This is a genomic window from Novosphingobium sp. Chol11 (assembly GCF_945870625.1).
Lineage (GTDB): Bacteria > Pseudomonadota > Alphaproteobacteria > Sphingomonadales > Sphingomonadaceae > Novosphingobium.
The window spans coordinates 1-10,827 of the sequence record NZ_CAMBTS010000105.1; the positions used below are offsets into that span (position 1 = coordinate 1).

The following is a 10,827-nucleotide window of genomic DNA, read 5'->3' on the forward strand; positions in this document are numbered from 1 at the left end:
CGGACTTCGAGACGCCGACCGATGCAGGCGCCAACAACGTCTATGACCTGCGCGTTGTCGCCTCCAACGGCACCAACACCGCAGAGCAGGATGTCGCGGTCACGGTCACGAACGTGAACGATAATACGCCGGTGATCACCTCGAACGGCGGCGGCGCGACGGCAGCGATCAGCCTGGCGGAGAATATCGCCGCGGTGACGACCGTCACCTCGACCGATGCCGATGCGGGCGCTGTCTTGCGGTACACGATTGCCGGCGGGGCGGATGCGACCCGGTTTGCGATCAACACGACGACAGGCGCGCTGTCGTTCGTCTCGGCGCCGAACTTCGAAGCTCCGGGCGATGTGGGCCGTAACAACGTCTACGACGTGATCGTCCGCGCCTCCGACGGCACGCTGAGCGTCACGCAGGCGATCGCGGTCACGGTGACCGATGCGACCGATGTGATCATCGGCGGCCTTGGTCCTGACTTCCTGAGCGGCACCAACACCGACGACATCATTCAGGGTCTGGCTGGCAACGACACGATGAACGGGTTTGCCGGCAACGACACGCTCGACGGCGGTGCCAACAACGACACGATGAATGGCGGGCTTGGCGATGACACCTACATCGTCGACTCGGTTGCCGATAAGACGATCGAGGTTGCGGGCGAGGGCACCGACACGGTCCTGACCGCGATTGCTTCGTACCGGATGGGCGACAACGTCGAGAACCTGACGTTCACCTACACCGAGGCAACCGGCGGCCGGGCGATCGGCAATGCCCTTGCCAACGTGCTCACGGGCGGTGCCGGCGCTGACAACCTGCTGGGCAATGACGGCAACGATACGCTGCTGGGTATGGACGGCAACGACAGCCTCAACGGCGGGATTGGCAACGATCTGCTCGACGGCGGCCTCGGCACCGATACGGCGGTCGGCGGCGCAGGCGATGACCGCTTCATCGTCGATAACACCGGCGATGTGGTGCGCGAACTGGTAGATGGGGGCAGAGACGTAGTCGAAGCCTCGGCGACCTTCACGCTCGGAAACAATGTCGAGGAACTGCTGTTGATCGGCACCGACGCCATCAACGGCACGGGCAACCGGACTGCCAATATCCTGACTGGCAATGGCGGCGACAACATCCTGTTCGGCGCGGGCGGTGTCGACACCCTGCTGGGCATGGGCGGGAACGATACGCTCAACGGCGGGACCGGGGAGGACGTGCTGACAGGCGGACTTGGTGCCGACACGTTCCTGTTCGCATCCACGACGACAGCGTCGCTGGGCAGCAGCGCCGACCTGGTGACCGACTTCAGCCGGGCCGAAGGCGACAAGCTGGCGTTCAGCAAGGTGGTGTTCACCGCGCTGGGCACCATCGGCGGGCTGGGCACCGATGCCTTCTACGCCGGCGCCAGCGCGCACGATACCACCGACCGGATCATCTACGACGAGGCCACCGGCCGGCTCTACTACGACCGCGATGGCACCGGCATCGGCGCGCAAGTGCATGTGGCGACCATCGGCGAGACGGTGCATCCCACCCTCGCGTTCGATGACTTCCTGATCATGGCCTGATCACACCTCGATCAACCGGAGCGGCGCAGCGCGCCGCTCCGAAACAACATGCACCAGCCCCCCGGCCATCGCTCAACCCAGAGCCGATCGCCGGGGGGCTGTTGTTAATACAGTGCGCGTCAGGGTTAATCCCGAGGCATGCCCTCAGGCCGCAAACAGCATGCGCGCGGCTGCATCGCACAGCGCAACGCAACGTGCGCGAGGGGTGCGGTCATCGCAAAGATAGTACTCGATCCAGAGGCCATCGAGCACCGCCGAAAGTAGCGCAATTGCATCGGCCATCGGCAAGATTGGCGGAGGAGCCATGGCAGCGGCCGTCAGCTGCACGACCAGCTGTTCGAGCAGCGCGCGCTGGCGCAAGTTGAAATCATGGCTAACGGCGGCAAAGTCCTCGCGGCTGCGCGCTTGCTGCCAGAAGACCAGCCAGGCCCCGATGATCTCGGGGCTTGCCCATTCATCCGAGAACACCGCGACAAAATATCGGTGGAGTGCGTCCCACGGATTGGCGGCGAAAGGCAACGCTACCGCCTCAAGATGTGCGAGCATATCCTCGCAAAGCTGCTCATAGGTTTCGAGCAACAGCTTGTCAGGATTGCTGAAATAGTGCCGGAGCAAGCCATGCGAGACCCCGGCCTGGCGGCAGATCTCCCGCCCTGTCGTGCCGTGCGGGCCGAGGCGGGCAAGGCAGCTCACCGTAGCGGCCAGGAGGTCTTCCCGCCGCGCAAGAGGTGATGCCCGACGCGCCCGGGGCTTGCGGACTTGTTCGGGCAAGCTTGCCATCAAACCGCGCGCCGTGCAGCCCGTTGCCCCAGCACATAGACCAGCGTTCCGCTGCCAAGCAGCACCGCAGTAAGGCCAAATATCTTGATCACCGCGAGCACCTTGTTCGGCTCGTCGGCAGCGGGAAAGGCCGCCAGCACGAGCGCTGCCAGCGTGGTCGCAAGTCCGATGCAGGCAAACACGGTGGAGGTGAAGCGCCCGCCGGGCAGGCGTGTCACTGCCGCGCCGGGCGGTTGGCCCTGCAGGCGGATCACCGAGAGAAACACCAGCGCGAACGGCAGGAACGCGGCGATGATGCCCATGCTGACGAGCACGTCATAGGCCCCTTTCACGCCGGTCCCGGCCTGCCCCAGAATGCAAAGTACCGCGCCCAGCCCGCCTTGCACCAGAATTGCGACATAGGGCGTACCCCACTTGGGATGGACCCGCGCGAACACCGGCGGCAGCAGCCGATCGATGCCAACAGCAAATGGAATCCGTGCGGCGCACGAAAGGAACCCGCTCGCCGCGCCCAGATTGCCAATGGTGATCAGGAGCGCGAGCGGTACGATGATCCAGGTCGCGCCAAGCCGCTGAGCGGCAACCGCTCCGGCCTGAATGAGACCCTGCAAGGTGTTCACCTCGCTCGAGGGCATCGCCAGCAGCACGGCGAACGTGCCGATCACATAACTCGAGACGATGACGACGCCCGCAATCGGCAAAGCACGCGGGATCGTGCGGCGCGGGTCCTTGATCTCGCCGCTCATGAACGAAGCGGTCTCGGCGCCCGACAGCGCAAAGGCGATCGAGGCCCAGACAATCATGTGCTGGACATCGAACACCGGCACGAAGGAATCGGGCGTAAACGCTGTGGCGGAGCCATAATTCCACCACGCGAGCCCCCCCATCACGATCACGATCAACGCGGGCCCCCACATGCCCACCGCGCCCACATTGTGCAGCCAGCGCCCGAAGCGCAGGCCGACAATGTTGACGACCGTGATGAACAGCAGCGCCAGCAGCGCGAAGCTCATGAAAAAGGCGGGGCTATCGCGGAGGTAAAGCCACCGCGTGCCGCCGATGTAGAGCGCATTGCCTGCATCGAAATAGAGCACACTCGGGAAATAGGGGAGATTCGAGGTGAAGTAGCTCCACCCCGCCATGAAACCAATGTAGGACCCGAAGGCTTGCCGCGTCCAGACATAGAGCCCGCCCTCCTGCGGGTACCGCGAGGATAGCTCGACGATGGCGAGCACGAACGGCAGATAGAAACCGAGCAGCGCACCTATCCAGATCACGATCGAACTCGGCCCGAATGCAGCGGCGGTCGCAATCCAGCGCAGGCTGACCCCGGTCACAATGTAGAACATCGCCAGATCGGCAACACCCATGACCTTCGGCGGATGGGGTGCTGCTCCGGACATCAGCCCCTTCTAAGCCCTTTGGTATCGCGCAAAACCTGCATCGCGGCGTTGTGCCCGGGCGCGCCGGTCACTCCGCCGCCGGGATGGGCCCCTGCCCCGCAAAGGTAAAGTCCGCGCACCGGCGTACGATATTGCGACCAACGCGGCACCGGGCGCATCGAAAACAGCGCGCCGGGATGCAGATCTCCGTGGAAGATATTGCCTTCGGTGAGACCGTAGATCCGCTCCAGATCGAGCGGGGTCAGCATCGTGCGGCCAAGGATCAGGCCCGGCAGATCAGGCATATGGCGGGCTATCTGCGCGATAATCGCATCGGTGAAGGCTTCGCGCCGCTCGTCCCAAGTCCCCTCGCGCAAATGGTAAGGCACATACTGGATGAAGCAGGTCAGCATGTGATGCCCTGGCGGGCACAAGCTGTCATCAACAAGGCTGGGGATCACGCAATCGATCCACAATTCTTCCGGCACATCGCCGAAACGCGCAATATCGGCGCAGCGCTGCGCGCCTTCGAGCGTGGGTGCAATGGTGAGCAAGGCGCGTTCGAGGGGCGTCGCATCCGCCGCGCGGCCGATCACCGTCGGCTCGCCCGAGAGCGCAATGTTGAGCTTGGCTGCAGGCCCGCCCATCTTGATCGCTGCAATGTCGCGGCGGAACTCTTCGGGCAGCTCGTCTGCGCTCAGCAGGCCCAGAAACGTGCGCTTGGGGTCGGCGTTAGACAGCACCACGTCTGCGCGAAACTGCCGCCCATCCGTCAACGTCACGCCTTGCGCCCGGCCATCCGCCACATCGACGCGCGCCACGGGTGCATCGGTCTCGATCACTGCGCCAAAGCCCCGCGCTGCCGCTGCCATCGCGCCGGATACCGCGCCCATTCCGCCCATGACATGGCCGTTGAAGCCCTGCACCGCATGATCGCCGCCAGCGAGCAGATGGAACAGTAGCCCCACCGCCGAGCCCGGTTCATAAGGCCCGCCGTGCTTGCCATAGACGTTGTTCGCGAGGATCATGCGCTTGACCGGCTCCGCCTCGAAATGGCGGTCAAGAAATTCGCCGAGGCTGCCGGTGAGGAATTGCACCATCTCGCCGATTTCGGTGCCCTTGATGCGGCGGAAGCGGCGGATCAAGCGCAGCCCCTCGCGCAGCCGGTCGAGCCCGCGCGCCGCCAGATCGGGCGGAGATTCCAGAAAGAACGGCTGAAGATAGGCCGCCAAGGCCTTGAGCTTGCGATCCACTTCCAGAAATGCTGCGCCATCCCGGGCGGAAAACCGGGCAATTTCCTGCGCTGTGCGCTCAGGGTCTGCCCACCAGCGGATGATTTCGCCACCCCCCAGCGGAACCGTGAGGATCGGATCGCAGGCCACCATGCGCAGGCCGTGGCGGCCAAGATCGAGATCGCGGATCACCGTCGGCATCAGCATCGATGCGATGTAGGAGGTGAAGGAAACGCGGTGGCCGGGAATGACCTCTTCGGTGACGCAGGCCCCGCCGACCACCCCGCGCGCTTCGAGCACCAGCACCGAACGGCCTGCGCGGGCGAGATAGGCAGCTGCGGTCAGCCCGTTGTGACCCGCACCGATCACGATCGCATCATATTGCTGCGCTGCCGGTGCCGCTCCTGATGCCGCCCCTAATGCCGCCCCTAATGCCATTGCCGGTAACTTGTCCTCACCCGATGGATTGCTACTGGATAGGTGCCTCAGGCCTGCTTATAAGGCAAGTGTCCAATAAGCGGCGCGAAAGGCATGGTCATGACCCAGCACCCGGCAAACGGCGGAATGGAACAGTCGCTGCCCAGCACCGCATACCTGACAGCCGAAGCCTTCGCTGCAGACCGGTCCGCCATCTTTCACCACCAGTGGTTTTGCGCCGCGCGCGAAGAAGACTTGGCGCAAGCCGGCGACCACCTCGTGCTCGATGTTGTCGGCGAGAGCGTGCTCCTTGTCCGCGACAAGGCCGGCGTGCTCCATGCGCATTACAACGTTTGCCGCCATCGCGGCTCGCGCATGTGCGATGTGGCGAACGATGCGCGCTGGGGCGTGGCGCTCGATGCGGGCGTTGTCGGGCGCAATATGATCCGCTGCCCTTACCACGGCTGGTCCTATGGCTTTGACGGCAAGCTGCTGGCCGCGCCGCAACTGCAGGACACGCCGGGCTTTAACAAATCAGACTTCCCGCTTCACAAAGTCGGCGTCGCCACGTGGGGCGGGTTCGTGTTCCTCAATCTCTCGCCTGAAACCGCGCCAGATTTCAACGCGGAACTGACAGATCCCGCACGCCGCCTCGCCAACTATCCGCTCGCCGATCTACAGACGGCGCGAACGATCCGCTATGAGGTGAACGCCAACTGGAAGCTGATCCTCGAGAACTACAACGAGTGCTACCACTGCCCCGGCGTCCACCCCGAGTTATGCGCCATCGTTCCCGCGTTCCGGGATCGCGGCGGCATTAATCTCGATTGGGAAGCGGGCATCCCGCACCGCGAGGGTGCCTACACCTACACCCTGACCGGCACAACGGCGCGCGCGCCCTTCCCCGGCCTCTCCGAAGAGGAGAAAGTGAGGCACAAGGGCGAACTCGTTTATCCCAACCTCATGCTCAGCGTCTCGTGCGATCATGCCGCCGCATTCGTGCTCTGGCCCGTGGCGGCAGACCGCACCGTGATCGAGTGCCGTTTCTTGTTCCACCGTGATGAAATGGCGCAGGCGAATTTCGATCCTGCCGATGCGGCGGACTTCTGGGATCTTGTCAACCGGCAGGACTGGGCGGTTTGCGAGCGCGTGCAATCGGGCATCACCGCCCGCGTCCACACCCATGGCTATTACGCGCCGATCGAGGACCTCAGCCTCGACATTCGCCGCTATGTCAGCCGGACCCACAAGCCCTGACCCGCCACTCGGCGCCGCGCCAGCCATGCGCGTCTTGAAACGCCCTGGTTTGCTTGAGGCATTGCCTTATCAGCGCGCCGGGATCGATGGGTTACGGCTCCTTGGCCGCTCATCAGCTAAAAACAGGCGGCGGTTGCTGATGTGGTTGCTCACTCTGCTGCGGAGAACACCTTTTCGCCGGCGATATAGGTCGCCAGCACTTTGGTTTGATAAATCTCGCCCACCCGCACTGTCATCGGGTTGCGATCCAGAATGATGAGATCGGCGAGTTTGCCCGGCTCCAGCGTGCCGCCGCGATCGAGCCGGCCCATTTCTGCCGCCCCATTGCGCGTGAGCAGCGCCATAGCCTGTTCGCGGCTAATGCGCTGGCCTGCGTTGATCGGATCGCCTGTCGCGCCCGGTACCTGACGCGTGACCAGCGTTTCGAACGCCAGCCAGGGATTGACCGAGGGCACCACCGGCCAATCCGAACCGATCACCACGTTCGCGCCGCCCTCGATCGCCTCGCGCATCGGCCAAAGCCGCTTCATGCGCTCTGCTCCCACAGCCTCGGCGATATCGACCGAGGTGATCGGCGTAGGCCACCAGATGTAAGGCGAAAGCTCCCAAGTGAAATGCAGCGCGCGGCCCATCGGCACATCGGCCGCATCGATGAAAGTGTTGTGGCCGATCTCGTGATGCGGGCCGGTATCGCCATTGGCTTTGCGGGCCGCCGCGATGGCTTCCACCGCTTCGCGCACCGCGCCGTCCCCGGCGGCATGGAACTTGACCTGAATACCCTGCCGGTCGAAGGCAGTCACGGCGGGAAAGAGAATGTCCTCCGGGATCAGCTTGAGGCCGCGCCCGTCGCCCGGGCCCTGCTCATCATGGGCGCCGCTGCGGCGCTCATAAGGTGCGAGCATGACGGCAGTGCGCCCTTCAAGCGGCACGCCATCGAGGAACATCTTTACGCAGTCCAGCTTGAGCCGCCCGGTGCTCCACGCCTGCCTCTCGGCGATCAGGCCCTCGCTGTTCCCCGAGTTCGGACCCCAGACAATGCAGCCGCGGGCATATTGCTTGAGGCCGCCCGAGCGCGCGTAGCCGGACAGCCCTTCGATCATTTTCGCCGCACCGCCGCATCGGTGAAGCCGACAATGCCGTAGGAGAGCATTTCGTCGGTCGCGGCCTTGATAGCGGCGATCTGGTCTTCCACGCTGACCTTGGGGATGAACCGTTCGATATCGCGCGATGCCACTTCGCGCAACACGCCGGTGGCTTCGCCCTTAGCGTCGCGGTCGATCACCCCGCCGGTCGGGGCCTTGGTGGCGCGGGTGATCCCGGCAATCGCGAGCACGCGCGAATTGACCCAGACGCTGTGCAGGCTTTCGTCGTTGAGCAAGACCGGATTGGCCGGTGCTGCTGCATCGAGCAAGCGGCGGTGCTGCTCGCCCGGCTTGAACGCCGCGCCCACCCAGCTGCCACCGATGATCCATTCCCCCGGCTTTGCCTTGGCTGCGCAGGCTTTCACCGCCACCGCAATGGCAGAAGCACCAGCTCCTTGCACAAACCGGCATGAGAGTTTGCCGCGTCCGGCGAAGTAGGTGTGGACGTGCATGTCATAAAGGCCGGGCATCATGGTCCGCCCGGCAAGATCGACCTTTTGCGCGCTAGCGGGCGCCATGGCCTCAATCTCGGCATCCGAGCCGACCGCGACAATCGTGCCACCCGCCACCGCGAGCGCTTGCGCGCTTCCGCTCGGGGTCAGCACCGTGCCGTGGACGAACACCAGATCGACCGGAGCGGGCTGCGCGAAGGCTTGACTGGCGAATACTGCATTTGCCAGCAGGAAACTGCCGCAAATCGGGGAGAGGGACAAGGCGGTCGACTGGGCCATGCGTATTGGATCCTTCCTGCTGCAAGATTCAAAGCGTCTTGAGCGCCTCTGTTTGGTTCGAAAGCTCATCTAGGAATGTCTTCAGTGCCGCTTCGCGCGCCGAAAGCAACCGCTTGCCCGAAGGGCTTGCGATCCCCGCTGGAACTTGGGTCAGGCGCTGCCGCAACATCGCGACCACTGTCGCTCCATCTGGCTGACTTCCTCCTGCATCGACAATGGCGACGAGGCGGTAAACCCCGATCGCGCCGAGCCAATCGAGGCCATCGGCATCGTGTAGGTATACCGCTTCGGCCGAAACAGGCTTACGGTCGAACATACGACTCAGCCCTGCTGTGTCTCCAAGGTGCGCCTCGATCAGACTGCCCGCCCTGAGGTTACTTTCTCGGCCAAATTTCCAGCCAGCCTATTAAGCTAGAAGGATTTCTTACCCGATCCGCGCCTTGGCCGTCTTCCGGAACACCACGCTGCCGATGCCGGTCAGTGCCAGCACGACGGTCAGGACATCAGCCTGGGTCAGCCCCTCGGGCAAGATGCCGAGCGCCGCGGCCACGCCCCACAGGCTGCCGATGACACCGGTCCAGATGGCCTTGGATGCCCACCAAGGTTTCAGTTCTTCCATGTCGTTTCTCCATAAAAAAGCCAGCGACAATCGCGGGTGGCCGGGTTGATGATAGGGACGGCGGTTCAAGCCTCGTTGGTGGACAGCGCCCCGTTGGCGGCGATGCTCCAGCGGCGGGCCAGGTCGATCTGGTTCAGGTGTTTGACGGACATGGCGTCCTCCAGCAGGCGGTGACGAAAACCCGTCCCGTTGGAGTCTCGATGACCCTGCGCAACAGGTCTGCTGCAGCAGGGTCGCCGCGACGAAAACTATGTCGGTGGTTGAACTGAAGGCGGAGTGGCAGAGCCTGATCGGCACGCCTGCGCCGAATAACAGCCGGCAGTTTCTGGAACATCGGCTCGCCTACAGGATTCAGGAACTGGCCCTCGGAGGGCTGGGTGGCCCGGCCGCCAAGCTGCTCGACGCCCTGGCCGACGAGGTCGAGGGCAAGAAGGTCCGGCGCACGGTGATCAGCGATCCCCGCAACCCGGTCATCGGCACCCGGCTGGTGCGCGAATGGGATGAGCGTGGTGATCATTTGGCGCGAGCCTTGAGGGTCGGCGCAGGGTCGGGATCAGACCCACCCTCCACAGGCACGGCCAGGCCGCGTTCGTGCAGGATGGCGCCGTCGCCGTCGTTGATCTCGAAGGTCTGGCCGGGCTGGATATTGTCCGGCCCGACCGCGCTCACATGAAGCGTATCAATCGCCTTCATCAGCATGGTGCTCTCCTTGCAGGATTACGGAGCGGTCGCCGCGGTGGCGGCAGCAGCGAAGGCGCCCTTCACGAAGGCCTCGGGGCGATAGACCGCGAGCGCCAGACGCTCTTCGGCCAGGATCGTCACGAGGTTCTTGCGGAAGTTCTGGTCGTCCTCGGTGGAGACCTCCACACGAGCATCCCAGCGATCGAAGATCTGGGCCCCGAGCCGGAAGGCGCCGGTCAGGAAGTTGCCCTGGGAGATGGCCTGGGTGGCGACGATCGGCAGGCTCCACAGGGTGGGCGCAAGCGCGCCTTGCGGATTGCCGATCAGATAGGCCCCGGTCGTTTCCTTCAGGAGCTCGATGCTGGCCCAATCGGCCGGGTGCAGGACCGCGCCCGTGGTCGGAAGTTCCGCCAGAGCCGATTTGAGGACGGCCAGGCGCAGGACATCGATGCGGGTCACCGGCGCGGGGATGGTGATGGGCGCGGTGAAGGCCGTGGCCTGGGTGTAGATGCCGTTGAGGTCCGTGCCGGTGCCGCCGCCGTTGAGCAGCTGGTTTTCCTCGACCAGGGTCAGGCCGTAGCGCAGGCGACCGTCGATATAGGACTGCAGCATCGGCGCATCATCGAGGATCTGGCGGGTGGCCAGGACCCAGTGGGCGATGGTGGTGACGCTGGAGGTGGCGATGTCGAACTTGATGTCCGACTGAGGCTTCAGCGCGCCGGTCGTTTCCGAAACGGTCGCCGCGGCATTGGTGAACCCGGTCTCCTTCACATACTGCACAGAGGTGCTGGAGGTCCGGCCCGGTGTGAGTAGGTCGCGCACCGTCAGGCGGCGCTGGCCGGGCGCCAGAATGCCGGGCAGACGGTCAGCCGCGCCACCATCCGCAAGCGCAACGGACGACCAAAGATCATGCCACCGGTCGACATCGCGCCGGACACCGGCGGCGTCGACCCGCACATCCTGAAGGCCATCGCCAAAGCATGGAGCTGGCGGCGTCAGCTCGAGAGCGGCGCCTTCAGCACCA

General features: G+C 64.4%; 10 protein-coding genes and 2 pseudogenes. 3 read left to right on the forward strand and 9 right to left on the reverse strand.

The genetic code is table 11. The annotated features are described in order from the left end of the window. Nucleotides 1-1,562: pseudogene (locus Q0O40_RS13515) on the forward strand (calcium-binding protein); the annotation flags it as partial. Between the two features lie 144 nt (nt 1,563-1,706). Here the strand turns inward: Q0O40_RS13515 and Q0O40_RS13520 are convergent. Genes Q0O40_RS13520 through Q0O40_RS13530 form a run of 3 tightly spaced genes read right to left on the reverse strand, consistent with a single transcriptional unit; the run spans nt 1,707 to nt 5,394 of the window. Beyond that, nucleotides 1,707-2,342 carry a TetR family transcriptional regulator C-terminal domain-containing protein gene (locus Q0O40_RS13520; RefSeq protein ID WP_295530843.1) on the reverse strand — a complete coding sequence of 212 codons (636 nt, stop codon included), beginning with the start codon at nt 2,340-2,342 and terminating at the stop codon, nt 1,707-1,709. Further along, nucleotides 2,342-3,745 (reverse strand): APC family permease, encoded by a 1,404-nt coding sequence (locus tag Q0O40_RS13525; RefSeq protein WP_295530846.1) that lies wholly within the window; start codon nt 3,743-3,745, stop codon nt 2,342-2,344. The genes Q0O40_RS13520 and Q0O40_RS13525 overlap by 1 nt, the downstream gene beginning before the upstream one ends. Beyond that, nucleotides 3,745-5,394 carry an NAD(P)/FAD-dependent oxidoreductase gene (locus tag Q0O40_RS13530; protein WP_295530849.1) on the reverse strand — a complete coding sequence of 550 codons (1,650 nt, stop codon included), beginning with the start codon at nt 5,392-5,394 and terminating at the stop codon, nt 3,745-3,747. Before Q0O40_RS13530 ends, Q0O40_RS13525 begins: the two co-directional genes overlap by 1 nt. Nucleotides 5,395-5,493: 99 nt before the next feature. On the opposite strand from Q0O40_RS13530, the gene Q0O40_RS13535 reads away from it, so the two are divergent. Next, the gene (locus tag Q0O40_RS13535) at nt 5,494-6,630 is read left to right on the forward strand and encodes an aromatic ring-hydroxylating dioxygenase subunit alpha (protein WP_295530852.1); all 1,137 of its coding nucleotides are present in this window, start codon (nt 5,494-5,496) and stop codon (nt 6,628-6,630) included. A 149-nt stretch (nt 6,631-6,779) separates the two neighbouring features. On the opposite strand, the gene Q0O40_RS13540 is transcribed toward Q0O40_RS13535, so the two are convergent. From Q0O40_RS13540 to Q0O40_RS13555, 4 genes are all read right to left on the reverse strand, one after another. Then, nucleotides 6,780-7,730: an amidohydrolase family protein gene (locus Q0O40_RS13540; RefSeq protein ID WP_295530854.1), complete on the reverse strand. Its 951-nt coding sequence runs from the start codon at nt 7,728-7,730 to the stop codon at nt 6,780-6,782. Beyond that, nucleotides 7,727-8,503, reverse strand: coding sequence for an amidohydrolase family protein (locus Q0O40_RS13545; RefSeq protein ID WP_295530856.1), 777 nt, complete (start codon nt 8,501-8,503; stop codon nt 7,727-7,729). The genes Q0O40_RS13540 and Q0O40_RS13545 overlap by 4 nt, the downstream gene beginning before the upstream one ends. A gap of 28 nt (nt 8,504-8,531) precedes the next feature. Continuing rightward, entirely contained in the window at nt 8,532-8,819 is a 288-nt protein-coding gene (locus tag Q0O40_RS13550; RefSeq protein WP_295530859.1) for a hypothetical protein, read from the reverse strand. A gap of 108 nt (nt 8,820-8,927) precedes the next feature. Beyond that, nucleotides 8,928-9,122 (reverse strand): hypothetical protein, encoded by a 195-nt coding sequence (locus tag Q0O40_RS13555; protein ID WP_145071964.1) that lies wholly within the window; start codon nt 9,120-9,122, stop codon nt 8,928-8,930. Nucleotides 9,123-9,372: 250 nt separating this feature from the next. Between Q0O40_RS13555 and Q0O40_RS13560 the strand changes: the two are divergent. Further along, nucleotides 9,373-9,570 (forward strand): annotated as a pseudogene (locus tag Q0O40_RS13560) (DUF2924 domain-containing protein); the annotation flags it as partial. A gap of 65 nt (nt 9,571-9,635) precedes the next feature. On the opposite strand, the gene Q0O40_RS13565 reads toward Q0O40_RS13560, so the two are convergent. Continuing rightward, a complete protein-coding gene (locus Q0O40_RS13565; protein ID WP_295530867.1) occupies nt 9,636-9,821 on the reverse strand; it encodes a hypothetical protein in 186 nt (61 codons plus the stop codon). An 18-nt stretch (nt 9,822-9,839) separates the two neighbouring features. Next, nucleotides 9,840-10,827, reverse strand: a 988-nt coding sequence (locus Q0O40_RS13570; RefSeq protein WP_295530865.1) for a phage major capsid protein, incomplete at its 5' end; no start/stop codon positions are given.

Coding starts and splice junctions, on each gene's coding strand:
- Q0O40_RS13520 (WP_295530843.1), bottom strand. CDS start 2,342: ATGGCAAGCTTGCCCGAACAAGTCCGCAAGCCCCGGGCGCGTCGGGCA.
- Q0O40_RS13555 (WP_145071964.1), bottom strand. CDS start 9,122: ATGGAAGAACTGAAACCTTGGTGGGCATCCAAGGCCATCTGGACCGGT.
- Q0O40_RS13540 (WP_295530854.1), bottom strand. CDS start 7,730: ATGATCGAAGGGCTGTCCGGCTACGCGCGCTCGGGCGGCCTCAAGCAA.
- Q0O40_RS13535 (WP_295530852.1), top strand. CDS start 5,494: ATGACCCAGCACCCGGCAAACGGCGGAATGGAACAGTCGCTGCCCAGC.
- Q0O40_RS13545 (WP_295530856.1), bottom strand. CDS start 8,503: ATGGCCCAGTCGACCGCCTTGTCCCTCTCCCCGATTTGCGGCAGTTTC.
- Q0O40_RS13525 (WP_295530846.1), bottom strand. CDS start 3,745: ATGTCCGGAGCAGCACCCCATCCGCCGAAGGTCATGGGTGTTGCCGAT.
- Q0O40_RS13565 (WP_295530867.1), bottom strand. CDS start 9,821: ATGCTGATGAAGGCGATTGATACGCTTCATGTGAGCGCGGTCGGGCCG.
- Q0O40_RS13550 (WP_295530859.1), bottom strand. CDS start 8,819: ATGTTCGACCGTAAGCCTGTTTCGGCCGAAGCGGTATACCTACACGAT.
- Q0O40_RS13530 (WP_295530849.1), bottom strand. CDS start 5,394: ATGGCATTAGGGGCGGCATTAGGGGCGGCATCAGGAGCGGCACCGGCA.